Here is an 18782-nt window from a genome sequence, read left to right on the forward strand (position 1 = left end):
TCCCCGGAAGAAGGACGCCCGTGAGATTCACCCATGAAGAGATCGAAGCCGCGCAGCGCACCGTGCATGCAGCCATGCCACCCACGCCGCAGTACGCATGGCCGCTGCTCGCGCAGCGCTTGGGCGCCACGGTCTGGGCCAAGCACGAGAACCACACGCCGGCCGGCGCCTTCAAGATCCGCGGCGGCCTGACCTACTTCGAGACCCTCGCGCACGAGCAGCCCCAGGCGCGCCACGTGATCAGCGCCACGCGCGGCAACCACGGCCAGTCGGTCGGCTTCGCGGCGCGGCGCCACGGGCTGGCCGCCACCATCGTGGTGCCGCACGGCAACTCGCTCGAAAAGAATGCCGCGATGCGCGCGCTGGGCGTCACGCTGGTCGAGCATGGCGAAGACTTTCAGGCGGCGCTCGAACACGCGGCCGTGCTGGCCGAGCGCGATGCGCTGCACCGCGTGCCTTCGTTCCACCGCGAGCTGGTGCGGGGCGTGTCGACCGCGTACGTGGAGTTCTTCGACGCACTGAAAGATGCGCCGCCCGACGTGCTCTTCGTACCCATCGGCCTGGGCTCCGGCTTTGCCGGCGCGGCCGCCGCGCGCGCACATTGCGGCGCAAAGACGAAGCTCATCGGCGTGGTGTCCGCGCATGCCACGGCATACCGCGATTCCTTCCTTGCGCGCAAGCCCGTCGAATCGCCGGTGACGACGCGGCTGGCCGACGGCATGGCCTGCCGCACGCCGGTGCCCGAATCGGTCGAGGTGATCCTGCGCGAAGCGGACGACGTCATCACCGTCACCGACGACGAGATCGCCGAAGCCATGCGCATCCTCTTCAGCGACACGCACAACGTGGCCGAGGGCGCGGGCGCCGCCGCACTGGCCGCCGCGCTTCAGCAGCAGGAGCGCTGGCGTGGCAAGACGGTGGGCATCAGCGTGAGCGGCGGCAATGTCGATTCGGACATGTTCGCCGGCGTGCTGGGGCGCAGCGCCTCCTAAAGCATCGACTCGGGAATCACCAGCGACTGCAGATAGAGCTTGGCGCGTGTCGCAAGGTCCGCGCCGGGCTCCTCGTCTGTCACCTTGACCGGCAAGTCACCGTCCACGCGCCACCATTCCAGCGCGCTGTCGCTGCCCGGCTGCAGCCGGACCTGGTAGGCCGCGTGCTGCATCAGTTCGCCGAAGAAGGCGTGCGCCTCTTCGGCCAGCGGGGGGCAATCGATGCGCAGGCCGAACTCGGTGTTCAGCGCGTCCGAGCGCGGGTCCATGTTGACCGAGCCCAGAAAGAGGGTCTTGCGATCGATCACCAGCGCCTTGGTGTGCAGCCGCACCTGCGCACCCGCGCCGATGTTGCCGACGAACAGCGCCCGGCTCGCGTTCGGGTGGATCTCGTAGATCTGCATGCCGTCTTGCAGCAGGCGGGCGCGATAACGGCGGTAGCCGGTGTGGACCACCGGTTCGTCGGTGGCCGCCAGCGAGTTGGTGATGAGCGTCTGGCGAATGCCGCGCGCCGCGTTGCGGCGCATGCCGTCGAGCGCCGCCGCGCCCGGCACGAAGTACGGCGACGACGTGAGGATCTCCGATTGCGCCTGCTGCGCCGCCTCGCCCAGCAGCCGTCGGCTGGTGTCGATCAGCGCGCCGCTGGGCAGGCGCCGCGTCTCCATCTGGCCCCAGGCCTTGGCCGGTGAATCGGCAAAGGCTTGTGCCGTGCCGAAGGCGAGCTTCACGCGGCCCGCCTTCAGTTCGTCGCCCAGGGTGACACGGCCTGACGGATCGGCCGTGCGAAACGGCACCGGCTCGGGCGTGTCGGGCCCATCCACCCGCGCGTCGAAGTCACGGCGGGCCGCACCGGTGTCGGCCGGCGGGTGCAGCACCGACGCCGCTGTGCGCACCTGCGGCGCATTCCAGTATTCGTCGAAGAGGCTTCCCATCTGCGGCAGCACCGCGCCCGCCACCAGCACGTCGTAGTCGAAGAAGTTGTCGTCGGCATCGCGCATGAAATAGACGTCGCCGAGGTTGCGCCCACCGGCCACGGCCAGCACACCGTCCGCCACGAACAGCTTGTTGTGCATGCGGCGATTGACGCGCGCGAAGTCGAACAGCGCGAGGCCGAAGCGGGTGGCCGTGGCACCGCGCGTGGGGAAGGGATTGAAGATGCGCACCTCCACGTTCGGGTAGGCGCCCAGCCCTTCGAGCAGGGCGCCGATGTCTTCCGTGTAGAGGTCGTCCACGAGCAGCCGCACGCGCACGCCGCGCTGGGCCGCGTTGCGCAGCTCCCGCAACACCAGCCGGCCGGTCGCGTCGTTGTGCAGGTGGTAGTACTGCAGGTCGAGCGAGCGTTGCGCGCCGCGCAGCAGCGCCAGGCGCGTGTCCATGCTGGCCAGGCCCAGCATCAGCCGAAAGCCGCTGGCGCCGGGGGCAGCGCCGTCCATCGACGCGGTGGCGATGCGGTCGAGCAGCGTGGCCGGGCCCTGCACGGGCAACGAGGTGCTGGCGGTGCGCGGCCCTTCGTCGGGCAGCGTCGCGCATCCGGTGAGCCACAGGACGCCGCATGCCGCAGCGGTCAGCAGGAGCTTGCGCGTCAGCGTGGCAATCAAGGCAGGGGCGTGCATGGCAAGTTGGCGGCGTGTGGCAACGCCGCCATTCAAGCACGCACGGGCAGCCCCGGCAGCAGCTTGTCGAGCGTGATCGGGTAGTTCCGCACACGCACGCCGGTCGCGTTGTAGATCGCATTCGCCACCACCGCGCCCGAGCCGCAGGTGCCCAGCTCGCCGATGCCCTTCGACTTGATCGGGCTCGCGAGGTCGTCGGCGTCCTGCAGGTACACGGCGTCGATGTCCGGAATGTCGGCATGCACCGGCACCAGGTATTCGGCCATGTCGTGGTTGACGAAGTAGCCGTGGTGCACGTCGACCACCGCCTCTTCGGTCAGCGCCGCGCCCACGCCGAACACCATGCCGCCGATGGCCTGGCTGCGCGCGGTCTTCATGTTGAGGATGCGGCCCGCCGCGAACACGCCGAGCATGCGGCGCACGCGCGTCTCGCCGGTGTCGATGTCCACGCCCACCTCGCAGAAGTGGGCGCCGAACGCGGCCTGCGCATAGCGGCGGTGCAGGTCACCGGGCTCGATGTTGCCCAGCACGCTGAGGCCTTCCGCGCCGGCCAGTTCGCCGAGCCCGTGCGAACGGCGCCCCAGGGCAATGCGGCCGCGCTCGAAGCGCGCCTTCTGCACGTCGAAGCCCGCACGCTGCGCGAGCAGCCCGCACAGTTGCTGGCAGCCGTCGAACACCGAGGCACCGGCGCTCGATGCACCGATCGAGGCGATCGACCCTGCCCCCATGGGAAGCGCCGTGTCGCCCAGCCGCACGCCGATGCGGTCCATCGGAATGCCGGTCATCTCGGCCGCGATCTGCGCCAGCACGGTGTAGGTGCCGGTGCCGATGTCGGTCATCGAGGTCTCGATCAGCAGCCGGCCCTGCGCATCGAGGCTCAGCCGCGCGCTCGATGGCCGCACCGAATGGTGGTGGATGGCGCTGGCCACGCCCATGCCGACCAGCCAGCGGCCGTCGCGCGTTTGCGCGGGCACGGGGTTTCTCTGGGCCCAGCCGAAGCGCCGCGCGCCTTCGCGCAGGCACTCGACCAGCTTGCGCCCCGAGTACGGGCGCGAAGGCCCGCGCTCGGGGTCGTGTGGGCTGTCGTTGAGGATGCGCAGTTGCACCGGGTCGATGCGCAGCTTTTCGGCGAGTTCGTCGAGCGCCACCTCGAAGGCCATCTGGCCGCTGGCGGTGGCCGGTGCGCGCATCGCGGCGGCTTCGGGCAGGTCGAGCGCCGCCACGCGGTGCGCCGTCATGCGGTTCGGGGCGGCATAGAGCAGCCGCGTCTGGCGCGAGGCGCCCTCGTAGTAGCTGCGGCCCGGCAGGTTGCTGGTCCAGGTCTCGTGGCCGATGGCGGTGAGCCGGCCGTCGGGCGTGGCACCGAGCCGCACGCGCTGGATGGTCGCGGCACGGCGCGTCGTGTGGTTGAGCAACTGCTCGCGCGCCAGCGCGGTCTTCACCGGCCTTCGCAGTTCACGCGCCGCGAAGGCAGAGAGCACCGCGTCCGCATGCGTGCGCAGCTTGGAGCCGAAGCCGCCGCCGACGAAGGCCGAGACCACGCGCACCTGCGCGGCCGGCACATCGAGCATCGCGGCCACGTCGCTCGCGGCCCAGTTCGGCATCTGGTGCGAGGTGTAGAGCGTGAGCCGGTCGCCGTCCCAGCGCGCGGTGGTGGCCTGCGGTTCCATCATCGCGGGGTGCTGGTCGGGCGTGGTGTAGGTCGCATCGAGCGTGACGGGCGCAGTGTCGAAGGCGCCCTGGAAGTCGCCCACCGCCGTGTCGGCCGCGCTCTCGCTGCCGGCGCTGGGGTCGTCGCCGGGCTTGGGGGCAGTGGCCTGTGCGGCTGCGAGGTCGAAGCGGCCCGCGCTGCGCTCGTAGTCGATGCGGATCAGGAAAGCCGCCGCGCGCGCCTGCTCGAAGGTCTGCGCCACCACGAAGGCCACCGCCTGGCCGTGCTGCTGCACTTCCGGCCCCGAGAGCTGCGACACCACGTTGGCGCGCCCCTTCGGCGCCATGCGCGGCACGTTGGCATAGGTGTAGACCAGCAGCACGCCCGGCGCGCGCTGCGCTTCGGCGGTGTCGATGCGCGCGATGCGGCCCTTGCCGATGCCCGCGAGCACGATCCAGCCGTAGGCGGCATCGGGCACTTCGTCGTGGTACTCGTAGCTGTAGCGGGCTTTGCCGCTGACCTTGAGCGGCCCGTCGATGCGGTCCAGCGGGCGGCCCAGCACGCGCTCGCGGTCCAGGGCGCTCGGCCCGGCGGCTTCGGTGAATTGCATGGTGCCTGCTCCCTTCTTCAGGTGGTTTCTGCGATTGCCTGCGCCAGCGTGGCGTGCAGGGTGCGGCGCAACAACGGGATCTTGAAATCGTTGTGCCCATGGCCGCGCGCGTCGGCGAGCAGCACGTCGGCAACGGCGTCGCGTGCCTGCGTGCCGCCATCGGTGCCGATGAGCCGACGTTCGGCTTCCTCGTTGCGCCACGGCTTCGCGGCCAGGCCACCGAAGGCCAGCCGCACGCCGGTCACCGTGCGGCCCTCGCGCACCACCACGGCTGCAACCGAAACCAGCGCGAAGGCGTAGGACGCGCGGTCGCGCACCTTGCGGTAGAGCTGCGTGCCGCCGAGCGGCGCGGGCAGCGTCACGCCGGTGATCAGCTCGTCCGGCGCCAGCACGGTTTCGATGCCGGGCGTGTCGCCGGGCAGGCGATGCAGCTCGGCGATGGGAATGCGGCGCGCAGCACCACTGGCCGACACGGTCTCGACTTGCGCATCGAGCGCGCGCAGCGCCACCGCCATGTCGGACGAATGCACCGCGATGCATTGCGCGCTCGCGCCGAGGATCGCGTGGATGCGGTTGAAGCCCGCCATCGCCGCGCAACCGCTGCCGGGCGTGCGCTTGTTGCAGGGCTTGGTCGTGTCGTAGAAGTAGAAGCAGCGCGTGCGCTGCAGCAGGTTGCCGGCGGTGGTCGCCTTGTTGCGCAGTTGCGCGCTGGCGCCCGACAGCAAGGCGCGCGACAGCAGCGGATGCTCGCGCCGCACGCGCGGGTCGGCGGCAAGGTCGCTGTTGCGCACCAGCGCGCCGATCTTCAGGCCGCCATCGGGCAAGGCCTCGATGCGGTCGAGCCCCAGGCGATTGACGTCGATCAGGTGCGTGGGCTGCTCGATGTCGAGCTTCATCAGGTCCAGCAGGTTGGTGCCGCCCGCGATGAAGCGCGCGCCCGGGTGCTGCTGCATCGACAGCGCGGCGGCAGCCGGCGTTGGCACGCGCTCGAAGGTGAAGGCCCTCATGTCGCTGCTCCTTCCGCCACTTCGCGGATGGCCGCGATGATGTTCGGATAGCCCGCGCAGCGGCAGATGTTGCCGCTCATGCGCTCGCGCATTTCCTCGTCGCTGAAGACCACGGGCGCCGCAAGATTCCGCGTGACGTGGCTCGGCATGCCGCCGCGCATCTCGCCCAGCATGCCGACCGCCGAGCAGATCTGGCCCGGCGTGCAGTAGCCGCACTGGTAGCCGTCGTGCTTGACGAAGGCGGTCTGCATCGGGTGCAGCTTCTTCGGCGCGCCCAGGCCCTCGATGGTCGTCACCTCGTCGCCCTCGTGCAGCACCGCCAGCGTGAGGCAACTGTTGATGCGCCGCCCGTTGACCAGCACCGTGCAGGCGCCGCACTGGCCGTGGTCGCAGCCCTTCTTGGAACCTGTGAGGTGCAGTTGCTCGCGCAGCAGGTCGAGCAGCGTGACCCTCGGGTCGATGGACAGCGTATGCGGCTGGCCGTTGATGCGCAGCGCGACATCGGCCAGCGGCAGGTCTGCGGTTGCGGCCGTCACGGGCGCGGGCCCCGCAGCCTGCTGTGCCTGCCCCGCATGCGGCAGCGTGGCGGCGGCCACGCCGGCCGCGCTGGTGATCAGCACGGTGCGGCGCGTGTAGCCGTCCTTCTGTTGTTCGGCATCCATCGTGGGTTCCTTGGGCGCCTGGGCGTCAGAAGCGGCTGGCCGGGGCCTCGCCGATCGCCGAGCGCACCGGCGGCATCGTGGAGATGACGACGCTGTTCACGCGCGAGCCGCTGGTCACGTTCTGGTCGGGCGCATGGGCCGCCGCCACCGCGACCTGGCGCATGGCTTCACGCGAGACGGTGGGGGTGAAGGGATCGGCTCCGCGCGAGCCGCGCGTCACGTTCTGGTCGGGCGCGTGGGCCGCCGCCACCGCCTGGGCCGCCACGTCGCCGCGCTCGAGCAGGCCGGGGCCCTGGTGCACGCCGTCGTAGGTTTCGGCGTGGGCCGCAGCACCGGCCAGGGCAAGAATGGCCAGGAGGCCGAAGGTCTTTCGCATGTGAACTCCTCGTTGAACACTGGGTTGGCGCCTTGCGGCGCGGCCGTTGTCGCGGCTGGAGTCACTGTAGGAAGGCCGTTTTATGCGACCTTTAAGCGAGAGTTACCTGAGCGTTAAGCCGACGCCGCGCGGCCCGCCCCGGTATCGCGCAGGTGCACGCGCGCCTGCAACCCGGCCAGCCGGCCCTGCGCGTCATAGCGGTTGGCCAGCACGATGCGCAGGCCGTTGCGCTGCGCGGCCATGTGCGCGATGGACAGGCCCAGGCCGCTGCCCTCGGCGGCGGTACCCGGCACGCGAAAGAAGCGGTCGAAGGCGCGCTCGATCAGCGCGGGCGGAATGCCCGGCCCGTTGTCCACCACGTCGACCACCGGTTGCCCTTCCACCTCGTGCAGCCGCACGTCGACCACGCCGCCTTCGGGCGAGTGGCGCAGCGCGTTGTCGATCAGGTTGTCGAAGATGCTGCGCAGCTCGGCCGGCGGCGCGGTCACCGTCGCGGTGGCGCTGCCCTCGAAACCGATGTCGATGCGGCGGCGGTCGGCAATGACCATCAACTGCGCCACGCTGTCGCGCAGCACCGAAGCCACGTCGAGCGGCACCGGCGCCTCGGCCTCGGTGCTGCTCTCCTGGCGCGACAGGCGCAGCAGTTGCTCGATCAGGTGCTGAGCGCGCGTCACGCCGCCCTTCAGGTGCACGTAGTGCTCGGCAACGGCCTCTACCGGCACCTCGGCGCGCATGTTGTCCAGTTGCAGGCCGATGGCGGCGATGGGCGTGCGCAGCTCGTGCGCGGCGTCCTGCACGAAGCGGCGCTGCACGGCGAAGGCCTGCCGCAGCCGCCCGAGCAGGCTGTTGAAGGCCTCCACCAGCGGCGCGATTTCATCGGGCACGCGCGACACCGACAGCTCGGACAGGCTGCGCTCGTCCTGCGCCGCCACGTCGAGCGCCACGCTGCGCAGCTTGCGCGACGACGCCCACACCACCAGCCACAGCGCCGCCAGCGACAAGGGCAGCAGCAACGCGATGGGCGCAGTCGACGACAGCGCGCGCTTGGCCACCATGCGGCGCACGAAGCCGCCGTTCTGGATCACCTGCACCTGGAAGCGGCCGGCATCGGCCACCGGCGCGGTGGAATAGATGCGCCACACGCCGTCGTCGCCGGGGCCCATGCGCACGGTGGTCAGCCCTTCCGATGGCTGGCGGGCCACGGCCAGCGCGGGCCACGAACTCACCAGCAGTTCGCCCTGCCCGTTCCATATCTGGATGACGAAGGCGCCGCGCTCGAAAATGCTGCGCTCGTCGGCCGGCCGCAGCTCGGGCACGACCACGTTGCTGGCGTAGGAGTCGGCCAGCATCTGCATCTGGTCGTCCTTGAAGGTGACGATGAGCCTGTCGTAGCTGGCGTAGGTGAACCAGGCCACGCCCACGGCCGCCAGCAGGTGCACCAGCACCAGCCACATCAAGAGCTTGTTGCGCAGCGAACCCGGCGAGTACCAGGGCCGGCCGTGCGTCGCACGCATGTTCATGAATCCACCACGCGCCAGCCCAGGCCGCGCACATTGCGGATGGTGTCGGCGCCGAGCTTGCGCCGCATGTTGTGGATGATCACGTCGACCGCGTTGCTCATCACTTCCTCACCCCATCCGTAGATGCGGTTCTCCAGTTGCTCGCGCGAGAGGATGGCGCCCGGGCGTTCGAGCATGGCGTGCATCAGCGCGAACTCGCGGGCCGAGAGCGTTTCGCGCGTGCCACGAAAAAGCACTTCGCGCGTGGTGAGGTCGAGCTGCACGCTGCCACTGCCGATGATGGAGTTGGACGCGCCATGGCGCCGCCGCACCACCGCGCGCATGCGCGCCAGCAGTTCGGGCAACTCGAAGGGCTTGAGCAGGTAGTCGTCGGCGCCGAGGTCGAGCCCTTCCACGCGCTGGCCGAGGCCGTCGCGCGCGGTGAGGATCAGGATCGGCGTGTCGTTCTTCAGGCCGCGCGCCTGGCGCAGCACCTCGATGCCGTCCATGCCGGGCAGACCCAGGTCGAGCAGCACGCAGGTGTAGTCGCCATCGGCCAGCGCGCTGCGCGCGAGCAGCCCGTCGCGCACCCAGTCGACCGCCCAGCCCGATCGCTCGAGGCCGCGGACCAGGCTCTTCCCGATCATTTCGTCGTCTTCGACAAGCAGCACGCGCACGCCGGCTCCCGTGGGTTGATTGGTTGGTTGATGCGCCGGGAAGGTAGCGCAGAACCGTTAGGTCAACGTTAACGCCGCACGGGGATCGAGGCGAGCCCTTGGCTTGTCGCGCCGTTCAGCGGCGGGTCAGGGCAGCGGGCCGGTGTTGGCCGTATCGAGCGGCAGGCGCGACACCTCGGCCAGCAGCAATGCCAACTGCTGCGCGGCCGCATCGATCACCGCCTGGCCGTTCGCTGCCGTCGCCGCGGCCGCGTTGCCGGCTGCGCCATGTGCGTTGTAGTCCTCCATCGCCCAGCCGAGCTTGGCGCTCTTGCCGTTGCCGAGGATCGCGTAGTCGGCCGCGCGCTGCTCCGACGTCGAACGGAAGTCCTGCGCCTCGCCCATGCGCACCAGTTGCGGCGTCAGCGCCAGCATCATCGACGTCTCGATCTCGCCCGCGTGCACGCCGAAGCGATGCTCCTGCGCGCTGAACCGCGCGCCCGCATCACCCAGCGGCAGGTTGAACCAGCTCACGCTGTAGACGATGAGCCCGTGCGCCGCGCGCAGCTCGCGCGCCACGATGTCCATCGCGCCCACGTGGCCGCCGTGCGCATTGAACAGCACCAGCTTCTTCACGCCGGCGCGCGCCACGCCCGCGCCGATTTCATTCCACATGCGGATCAGCGTTTCGGCCGACAGCGTGAGCGTGCCCGCGAAGCGCGCGTGCTCGGGGCTCAGGCCGATCTGCTGGGTCGGCAAAAACAGCACCGGCAACGCAGGCGGCAGCAGCGGCAGCGACGCGGCCACGATGCCATCGGCCAGCACCGTGTCCACGCCCAGCGGCAGGTGCGGGCCGTGCTGCTCGGTCGCGCCCAAGGGCAGCACCGCGACGGTGGCGGCCGCATCGAGCGCGGCGAAATCGCGCGTGGTGAGCTGGGACCAGAAGCGGGGCAAAGGGGCTGCAGAGGCGTTCATCGTGTGGATCTTAGGCCGGACGCCTATCCGCATCACGGGGCCTTGTCCGACATGACTGGTTGATTGCGGCGGAAATATAGCCAACCAGTTCACATTTATAACGACTTCCTTGCACTTTAGTTTGTGTTTGTTAACTATCGTGAATAGAGTCGTCCGCAGAGTCATTTTTCAGAACCATCCGATCCGTTTTTTTTCGGATGGGTGATTCGGCTTGCATCGCGGCTGTTTGCCGCATGCAAGGCGTTGGTCAAAGGGAGCAGAGTGTTCATCCAGAAAATAGCTGGAGGCACGGTCACGGCTGGGCGCAAAACGGCGCTCGCCCGTTCGTTGTCTCAACACCTCGCATCGGCAGCGCGGGGATTGCCATCGATTGTTTGTGTATTGGCCTTCGGCGCGTCCACGGCGCTGGCCCAGTCACCTGTCACGAACCCACCCGCCGCCGATCGCGGCACGGTGGCCTACGGCCCGCAGGAACACGACGCGCTGATCCTTGCGCGCCGTGCCGGACGCATCACGCCGACGCAGGCGCTGCAACAACTGAAGGACTGGCTCGCGGCACCGCTGGGCGACAAGGAACGGCAGCGCGTGGCGTCCGACGCCATCGCCATCGCGGCCGCTGACGGCCAGTTCGCCGAGGCCGCGACCCTGGGCCGCCAACTATCGCCGGCGAAGCTGAGCGACTACGCACTGGGCCCGCTCGCACTGGCCGCACGGCGCACGCAAGACACCGCGCTGCAGGGCAACACCATCGCCATCTGGCGCGCACGGCAACCGGCCGCGCGCGAACCGCGCATTCACGAAGCCTTCTGGCGGCTCGACACCGGCGACGTCGCGGGCGCGAAGGCGATCTGCGACGCGCTCTCGCGGGAACCCGCCAAACAGATCGAAGACCGCGTCGCGCTGCTCGAACTGCGCGCCGCCGTGGCCCGTGCCGAAGGCAAGCCGCTGCAGGCGCTGGCCGCCTACACCGAGGCCGGCGCGCTGCGCCCCGAGCGTCGCGACCTGCGCCGCGAAACCGACTTCCTGCTCGCCGACAACGGCGCGGCATCGACCGCCTTCGACGACGCCGATGCGGCCGAGCGCGCGAACCCCGGCAGCTTCTCCGCGCTGGCTTTGTCCACGCTGCAGCAGAAGGCGCTGGCGCAACGGCTGCACTGGGCCATCGAGGAACGCGACCAGCGCCTGGGCCCGGCCCGCGTGGTCGCGCTCGACCGCGTGCTGGCGGACCAGGACATCGCACTGGCCCGGCTCGACGCCGCCGCGCTGCAGGCCGGCACCACAGACGCCGACGCATGGCGCGCCCTGCGCGTGCGCCTGCAGTCCGACCGCCTGCTCGCGCTGGTCGAACGTGGCCGCCCCGCCGATGCCATCGCGCTGTACGACACGCTGCGCGCCGCCGGCACCGACCTGCCGTTCTACGGCCTCGGCGCCGCGGCCCGCGCGCTCGCGCAAGAGCGCCGCTCGGTCGAGGCCGTGCCGCTTTACGAAGCGGCCGTGGCCAAGGGCGGCGCCGACCTGCCGATGCCCGACGACATCTACTTCGGCCTGGTCTACGCCTACCAGGACACCGGCCGCTTCGAGGAAGCCGAAGCGCTGCTCAAGCAGATCGAAAACGGCACGCCCGCCCTGTTGCGCCTCACGCCCGAAGCCGGCCGCCCCAACGGCCAGTACACCGACGTGAGCGGCATGCGCGCGCTGATGCAGCTCTACACCGACCGGCCGGCGCTCGCGCAGCAGCGCTTTGCCACGCTGACGCAGGAAGCCCCGCTCAACGCCGGCTACGCCTACGGCGCGGGCCTGACCGAGCGGCTGCGCGAACACCCCGAGGCCGCGCTCGCGCGCTTCGAGGCGCAGGCGGCCGACCAGCCCTACGACACCAGCGCGCGCGTCGGCCATGTCGAGGCCCTGCTCGACGCGGGCTGGTACGGCGACGCCCGCCAGCGCGCCGAAGCGCTGGTGGCCGACGTGCCCGACACCGCCGAGGTGCGCGACATGGAACGCAAGCGGCACGCCATCACCGGCCCGCGGCTCGACGTGGACGCCGAAGCATCCAGCGGCGGCGCGGCCATCGCCAGCCGCGAATGGCGCATCGACAGCCGGCTCAGCTCGGGCCTCATCAACGACGAATGGCGCGTGTTCTACGACCAGACGCTGGGCCGGGGCAACACCGACATCGGCAACGCGAACTGGGCACGCGGCGGCCTCGGCCTGAGCTGGCAACGCGGCCCCTGGCTGGCCGAAGGCGCGCTGCAGCATGGCAACACCGGCCCCTACCGCAACAGCGTGGCCGGCCGGCTGGACTACCGCGCAAGCGATGCATGGCGCCTGTCCGCCACCTACGACGGCGACAGCAAGGAGCTGCCGTGGAAGGCGCGCGTGGCCGGCATCGGCGCGCGAGAGACCGGCGCCAGCGTGGGCTATGTGGTGAACGAATCGCGCCGCTTCGACCTGCAATGGCAACGGCTGGATTTCAGCGACGGCAACGTGCGCGACGGCCTGGGCCTGGGCTGGCGCGAGCGCTGGATCAGCACGCCGCGCTTTCAGCTCGAAACACGGCTCGAAGCCGACACCGGCCGTGGCCGCGCGATCGACACGCCCTACTTCAACCCCTCGCGCGACGGCAGCGTGCAGCTCACCGCGCGCGCGCAATGGCTCAACTGGAAGAGCGACGACCGCCAGTTCTTCCAGGCCGTCGAACTCGGCGGCGGCAGCTACCACCAGGCCGGCTTCGGCAGCGGCCCGATGTGGACCCTGCGCTACGAACACCGCTGGAACCTCGGCCCGAAGCTCACGCTGCGCTACGGCCTGAGCATTTCCAGCCACCCCTACGACGGCGTGCGCGAACGACAGCGCGGCGTTTTCCTGAACCTCTCGATGCCCCTGCCGTGATGCCGACGAAGAACCCATTCACCTTCCTGCGCGTGGCCATGCTGTGGCTGCTGCTGGCGCTCGCCCTCGGCGCCCTGCCCCGCCTCGCCCTGGCCCAGCCGCTGCCGCCGGCCGACCCCGACGACGGCGTGAGCTTTCGCGTGCTCTCCTTCCACGACGTGCGCACCGGCGTGCGCGCCAGCTTCGAGGACTCGCCCGACGAGACCGCCATCGACGACCGCTCGCTCGCCGAGGTGTTCGCATGGCTGCAGTACAGCGGCTACCACCCGGTGAGCCTGCAGCAGATCGTGGATGCGCGCGCCGGCGGCAAGCCGCTGCCCGCGCAGCCGGTGCTGCTGACCTTCGACGACGGCTACCGCAGCGCCTACACCAAGGTGTTTCCGCTGCTCAAGCGCTACAACTACCCGGCGCTGTTCGCGCTGGTGACGAGCTGGCTCGACGTGCCCGAAGGCCAGATGGTGCATTGGGGCGACAAGCCCGCGCCGCGCGAGAACTTCCTGCTCTGGTCCGAGGCCGCCGAGATGGCGCGCTCGGGCCTGGTCGAACTCGCGAGCCACAGCGACGCCATGCACACCGGCATCCAGGCCAACCCGCAGGGCAACATGCTGCCGGCCGCGGCCACGCACCGCTACGACCCCAAGACCCGCCGCTACGAAGACGACGACGCCTACCTGCGCCGCGTGGAGACCGACCTGCGCCGCAGCCGCGAGATCATCGAGGCGCGCACCGGCGCCAAGGTGCGCGCCACCGTCTGGCCCTACGGCGCCTACAACGCGATGGCGCTGAAGGCGTCGGAACGCGCGGGCATGCCGATCACCTTCACGCTGGACGACGGACCGAACACGCCCACCGTGCCGCTTACGCGCATCCGCCGCGCACTGGCCGCCTACGACAACACCGCGCCCGAATACGCCCAGTTGCTGCGCAGCCCGGTGGGCGGCGAGGTGCGGCCGGTCAACCGCGTGATGCACGTCGACCTGGACTATGTGTACGACCCCGATCCGGCCCAGCAGGAGCGCAACCTCTCGGCGCTGATCGACCGCGTGGCCGCCGTGCGCCCGCGCTCGGTGTTCCTGCAGGCCTATGCCGACCCCGACGGCGACGGCGTGGCCGACGCGCTGTACTTTCCCAACCGCCACCTGCCGATGCGCGCCGACCTGTTCAGCCGCGCGGCCTGGCAACTGCGCAGCCGCACCGGCGTGAAGGTCTACGCCTGGATGCCGGTGACGGCCTTCCGGCTGCCCGCATCGAACCCGCTGGCCACGCACACGGTGATGACGCAGGGCGGCAAGATGCCGGCCGACCGCTACCACCGGCTCACGCCCTTCGATCCGGCCGTGCGCACGTTGGTCGGCGACATCTACGAAGACCTGGGCCGCCAGGCCTTCTTCGAGGGCCTGCTGTTCCATGACGACGCGATGCTGTCCGACGACGAAGACGCCAGCCCCGCCGCGCTCGCCACCTACGCGAAGTGGGGCCTGCCGCCCGACGTGGCCGCGATCCGCGCCGACCCGGCGTTGATGGCGCGCTGGACCACCGCCAAGACCCGCTACCTGATCGAGTTCACGCAGGAGCTGATGACGCGCGTGGGCGTGTGGCGACCGGGCCTGGAGACCGCGCGCAACCTCTATGCGCGGCCGGTGCTCGAACCCGAGGCCGAGCAGTGGTTCGCGCAGAACTACGAAGCCTCGCTCGCGGCCTACGACTACGTAGGCCTGATGGCGATGCCGCGCATGGAAGGCGAAGCCCGCAGCGCGACCGCGAGCGACGTCTGGCTCACGCGGCTGGCGCGCCGCGCCGCCGACACGCCGCGCGGCCTGGACGGCACCGTGTTCGAGCTGCAGGCGCGCGACTGGCGCACCGGCAAGCCGGTGGCCGACGCCGAACTGGCGCGCCAGTGGACGCTGCTGCAGCGCGCCGGCGTGCGGCACCTGGGCTACTACCCCGACGACTTTCTGAACAACCAGCCCTCGCTGGAGGTGGTGCGCCGCGCGATCTCGGTGCGCACGCTGCTGCCGCGCGCGCTGCGTTCGTCCGGCGCGGCCACCGTGGAGACGCCGCCGCAAACGGCGCCTGCTGCCGCACCGGCAACCTCACCGTCGCCACCCGCGCAAGGAGAACGACGGCCATGACCACCAGCCACTTCCTCGCGCAGACGCTGCCCTCGTTGCTGTTCGGCTTCGTCTTCTACTACCCCTTCTTCATGGCCTGGGTGTGGATGGCCGGCGGCCTGTCGCACGCGATGGTGTTCGAGCGCAAGCGCGACGTCGACGTCGATCCGCTCGAGCTGCTCGCCACCCGCCCGCTGGTCACCGTGGTGGTGCCGTGCTTCAACGAAGTGCCGCATCTGCGCGAAGTGATCGAGCAACTGATGCGCACGCGCTACCCGAACTACGAAGTGATTGCCGTGAACGACGGCAGCACCGACGGTACCGGCGAGCTGCTGGACGAGATGACGAAGGAATACAGCCGCCTGCGCGTCATTCACAACGCCAGCAACCAGGGCAAGGCGGTTGGCCTCAACACGGCCTGCCAACTGGCGCGCGGCGAATACATCCTGGGCATCGACGGCGATGCCTTGGTGGACGCCGACGCCATCGCCTGGATGCTGCGGCCCATGCTGGCTTCGGAGCGCATCGGCGCCGTTACCGGCAACCCGCGCATCCGCACCCGCACCACGCTGCTGGGGCGCATGCAGGTGGGCGAGTTCTCTTCGATCATCGGCCTCATCAAGCGCTCGCAGCAACTGGTGGGCACGCTGTTCACGGTGTCGGGCGTGCTGGCGATGTTCCGCCGCCGCGCCGTCATCGAAGTGGGCTTCTGGAGCCCCGACGTGCTCACCGAAGACATCGACATGAGCTGGAAGCTGCAGCTCTCGGGCTGGCAGCTTCGCTTCGAGCCGCGCGCGCTGTGCTGGATCCTGATGCCCGAGACCTTGCGCGGTCTCTGGAAGCAGCGCCTGCGCTGGGCCGTCGGCGGCATCCAGACCATGCTGCGCTACACGCCGCGCATTTTGCGGCCGGGCAACTGGCGCATGTGGCTCATCTACGCCGAGTACATGACCAGCGTGGTGTGGGCCTATGCAATGGCACTGGTGCTGCTCGTCAGCCTGGCGCGCCCCTTTCTGCCGACCGAATCGCTCTGGCACTCGGCGCTGCTGCCGCACTGGCAGGGCACGCTGCTGGCCATGACCTGCATCCTGCAGATGCTGCTGAGCCTGTGGATCGATCGCCGCTACGACCGCGACCTGATGCGCTATTTCGCCGGAACGATCTGGTACCCGATCGCTTTCTGGACCATCACGATGGCGACCACCGTCATCGCCCTTCCCAAAGCCCTGATACGCCGACGCGGCAAACGCGCGGTGTGGACGAGCCCTGACCGAGGAATCTCCGATGCCCCATGAGTCCCACGCTCATTCGCAATTTCCCGAGACGCATGCCGACATGAACCCGCCCACGCGGCAGCGCTCATGGGGCCAGCCCGCGGGCGAAGAACCGATCATCGATGCCGCGCGCATCCCGCTGCGCGCCTTCGGCAACGGCCGCTCGCCGCAGCGCACGCTGGCCATGTACCTGTGGCTGCGCGTGCTGCGCCCGGCGGTCACCATCGCCATCTGGTTCTGCGCCATCTGGTATGCGTGGCCCTATGTGCTGGGCGCGCGCTCGCAACCCGAGGTGCTGCACCTGCTGGGCCTGTACGCGGTGGTGATCGGCGTGATCCTGGTGTCGATGCTGGTGATGGCGCCGTGGCGCCGCCGCCAGCAGAAGCGCGAGGCGCCGCCGGACCAGGAACAGTCGTCGCTGTTCGCACTGGCCTCCTACATCGAGGTGCCGCCGGCACGCCTGTCGACCTGGCAGCGCACGCGCCAACTGCTGGTGCACCACGACCGCGACGGACAACTGCGGGACGCCACCGACACCACGCCCGGCGCGCTGGAGCCCGAGCCGTTGCGGCGCGCGGCGGCGCGGCGCTGACACGGGCGGCGGCGTCCGGCCGCGTGCGTGCAGGGGTTTCGCGGCGGTGATTCAATCGCCGGCACATCCCCTCCACCCCTCAAGGACGCTTTCATGGACCTCCAGCTTCAGGACCAGCACGTACTCATCACCGGCGGCAGCAAGGGCATCGGCCTGGCCTGCGCGCTGGGCTTCCTGCGCGAAGGCGCGCGCGTGAGCCTCGTGTCGCGCGACCTGCAGAACCTGCAGCAGGGCCTGCAAACGCTGGTCGAGGCCTTCGCGCAGGCCGAGGGCCGCGTGTCGCTGCATGCGGCCGACCTGAAGGACCCGGCCAGCGCCGTGGCCGCGCTCGATGCGGCCGAGAAGGCTTTCGGTGCGGTCGACGTGCTCGTCAACTCGGCCGGTGCCGCACGCCGCACCCCGCCCGACGATCTGACGCCCGCCGCCTGGCACGACGCGATGGACGCCAAGTACTTCACCTACATCCACATGATCGACCCGGTGGTCAAGCGCATGGGCCAGCGCGGGCGCGGCGCCATCGTCAACGTGATCGGCCACGGCGGCAAGGTCGCAAGCCCGGTCCACATGGCGGGCGGCGCGGCCAATGCGGCGTTGATGCTGGTGAGCGCCGGCATGGCCGCGGCCTATGCGGCCAAGGGCGTGCGCGTGAACGCGGTGAACCCCGGCCTCACGCTGACCGAGCGGCTGCAGGAAGGCATGAAGGCCGATGCGAAGCTGCAGGGCATCGGCACCGACGAAGCACTGGAACGCGCCACCGCGCGCCTGCCGCTGGGCCGCATCGCGACGCCGGAAGAAGTCGCCAACACGGTGCTGTTTCTGGCGTCGGCGAAGGCCAGCTATGTGACGGGTGCCATCGTGGCGATGGATGGTGCGGTCACGCCGATGATCTGAGGCAGCGCTGACAGGCACAGGCCATCGAATTTCACACGGGAGCGACGATGTCGACGAGGCCAAAACATCTCCCGCTCTTCGATCAAGCGGTTCTGGGTGTCGAGGAAGAGCGCGGCGAAGATTTCGCGTTCAACCTGCTCAAGCTTCAACGCCAGGAAATCCCGCCCAGGGAAGCCAAGACGATAAAGAACCCCTGCGCCGAGGGCCGGGGTTCTTGATTCAATCACGGACAGATGCTCACTCAGTCACTCGTGTAATTACCCGAACCTTTGAGCAAAGGATGGGTACCAATGGGTGATATTCCATGAACAAAAAGTCGAGTTCCATACGCGAAGCGACCGGCTACAGGAATTGAAAATCGATATGTCCGCCCATTAGTACCGCATGCCGCGGCTATAGCTGGCTCACTGGATAAATTTGCCAAATAAAACGAATCCATGGTCCCCTGTCCGACCGGGCCGTTAATGTACAAATGAACGTAAATGGGTGGTTCATAACCATTGGCGCATGCCCAACCTGTTAAGTTAGGGCCTGATCTTCCGTCAACCCAACCTTGGACCGCGTAGTTTGAAGTCACCGGATTACCGGGAAGTGCCGGATTACCTGGAGTTGGCGGGCTATCAATTCTACGAATCCTATAAGAATCAGGGGCGGTGGTGGCTACCGGATTTATATGAGTTGTGCAAAGGCCTCTGAAAAGAGTACCCACGTATTCCCAGCCGACAGGTCGATGTCCGTCAAAATTCGCGCAGACCTCGACCTCACTGCCTGCTGGCAAATCATTTATTCTTTTTATCAACACAAATCTCCGTTGACTTGAGTCGACCGATGGCGGACATGACAGCGACATGTCTGCTCCCGCTATCGGCGCGGAGAGCGTCTGAGTTATCACCCATCCAGTGGGTGGAAGGCCAAAACAGATCGTTTTTGTATCGCTGGATGCTGATTGCGCGAACGCATTTACCCCGATAAATAGGCCAGCAA

The 18782-nt window shown here is 69.2% G+C and carries 15 protein-coding genes; 7 read left to right on the forward strand and 8 right to left on the reverse strand.

What is annotated here, in order from left to right; genetic code table 11:
• Positions 1-20 precede the first annotated feature (20 nt).
• Positions 21-992 (forward strand): threonine dehydratase, encoded by a 972-nt coding sequence (locus tag ACSFB7_RS08445; RefSeq protein ID WP_435468949.1) that lies wholly within the window; start codon positions 21-23, stop codon positions 990-992.
• On the opposite strand, the gene ACSFB7_RS08450 is transcribed toward ACSFB7_RS08445, so the two are convergent.
• The 8 genes from ACSFB7_RS08450 to ACSFB7_RS08485 all read right to left on the reverse strand — a co-directional run bounded on the left by ACSFB7_RS08450 (position 989) and on the right by ACSFB7_RS08485 (position 10041).
• Positions 989-2605, reverse strand: coding sequence for a phospholipase D-like domain-containing protein (locus ACSFB7_RS08450; RefSeq protein ID WP_435468951.1), 1617 nt, complete (start codon positions 2603-2605; stop codon positions 989-991). The two genes, ACSFB7_RS08445 and ACSFB7_RS08450, sit on opposite strands and share 4 nt — an antisense overlap.
• A gap of 32 nt (positions 2606-2637) precedes the next feature.
• Positions 2638-4866, reverse strand: coding sequence for a molybdopterin cofactor-binding domain-containing protein (locus ACSFB7_RS08455; protein ID WP_435468953.1), 2229 nt, complete (start codon positions 4864-4866; stop codon positions 2638-2640).
• A 17-nt stretch (positions 4867-4883) separates the two neighbouring features.
• A complete protein-coding gene (locus tag ACSFB7_RS08460; protein WP_435468955.1) occupies positions 4884-5873 on the reverse strand; it encodes an FAD binding domain-containing protein in 990 nt (329 codons plus the stop codon).
• Complete coding sequence (gene paoA, locus ACSFB7_RS08465; RefSeq protein ID WP_435468957.1) at positions 5870-6535, reverse strand: aldehyde dehydrogenase iron-sulfur subunit PaoA; 666 nt, start codon at positions 6533-6535, stop codon at positions 5870-5872. The genes ACSFB7_RS08460 and paoA overlap by 4 nt, the downstream gene beginning before the upstream one ends.
• A gap of 25 nt (positions 6536-6560) precedes the next feature.
• Positions 6561-6911 carry a DUF4148 domain-containing protein gene (locus ACSFB7_RS08470; protein ID WP_435468959.1) on the reverse strand — a complete coding sequence of 117 codons (351 nt, stop codon included), beginning with the start codon at positions 6909-6911 and terminating at the stop codon, positions 6561-6563.
• Positions 6912-7024: 113 nt separating this feature from the next.
• Positions 7025-8431, reverse strand: a complete 1407-nt coding sequence (locus ACSFB7_RS08475; protein WP_435468961.1) for a sensor histidine kinase — start codon at positions 8429-8431, stop codon at positions 7025-7027.
• Complete coding sequence (locus ACSFB7_RS08480; protein WP_394482267.1) at positions 8428-9087, reverse strand: response regulator; 660 nt, start codon at positions 9085-9087, stop codon at positions 8428-8430. Before ACSFB7_RS08480 ends, ACSFB7_RS08475 begins: the two co-directional genes overlap by 4 nt.
• Positions 9088-9213: 126 nt before the next feature.
• Positions 9214-10041, reverse strand: coding sequence for a creatininase family protein (locus tag ACSFB7_RS08485; RefSeq protein WP_435468964.1), 828 nt, complete (start codon positions 10039-10041; stop codon positions 9214-9216).
• 360 nt (positions 10042-10401) lie between these two features.
• Between ACSFB7_RS08485 and pgaA the strand changes: the two genes are divergently transcribed.
• From pgaA to ACSFB7_RS08515, 6 genes are all read left to right on the forward strand, one after another.
• A complete protein-coding gene (gene pgaA / locus ACSFB7_RS08490) occupies positions 10402-12930 on the forward strand; it encodes a poly-beta-1,6 N-acetyl-D-glucosamine export porin PgaA (RefSeq protein ID WP_435468966.1) in 2529 nt (842 codons plus the stop codon).
• Positions 12930-15062: a poly-beta-1,6-N-acetyl-D-glucosamine N-deacetylase PgaB gene (pgaB, locus tag ACSFB7_RS08495; protein ID WP_435468968.1), complete on the forward strand. Its 2133-nt coding sequence runs from the start codon at positions 12930-12932 to the stop codon at positions 15060-15062. The genes pgaA and pgaB overlap by 1 nt, the downstream gene beginning before the upstream one ends.
• On the forward strand, positions 15059-16336 hold the full coding sequence (gene pgaC, locus ACSFB7_RS08500) for a poly-beta-1,6-N-acetyl-D-glucosamine synthase (protein WP_435468970.1): 1278 nt from the start codon (positions 15059-15061) through the stop codon (positions 16334-16336). Before pgaB ends, pgaC begins: the two co-directional genes overlap by 4 nt.
• Positions 16326-16907 carry a poly-beta-1,6-N-acetyl-D-glucosamine biosynthesis protein PgaD gene (gene pgaD, locus ACSFB7_RS08505; RefSeq protein WP_435468972.1) on the forward strand — a complete coding sequence of 194 codons (582 nt, stop codon included), beginning with the start codon at positions 16326-16328 and terminating at the stop codon, positions 16905-16907. Before pgaC ends, pgaD begins: the two co-directional genes overlap by 11 nt.
• Before the next feature lie 93 nt (positions 16908-17000).
• Positions 17001-17798 carry an SDR family oxidoreductase gene (locus tag ACSFB7_RS08510; protein ID WP_435468974.1) on the forward strand — a complete coding sequence of 266 codons (798 nt, stop codon included), beginning with the start codon at positions 17001-17003 and terminating at the stop codon, positions 17796-17798.
• Between the two features lie 47 nt (positions 17799-17845).
• Complete coding sequence (locus ACSFB7_RS08515) at positions 17846-18016, forward strand: hypothetical protein (protein ID WP_435468976.1); 171 nt, start codon at positions 17846-17848, stop codon at positions 18014-18016.
• The last annotated feature ends 766 nt before the right edge of the window (positions 18017-18782 follow it).

It is taken from the genome of Variovorax raffinosi (assembly GCF_051216615.1).
Taxonomy (GTDB): Bacteria; Pseudomonadota; Gammaproteobacteria; order Burkholderiales; family Burkholderiaceae_C; genus Variovorax.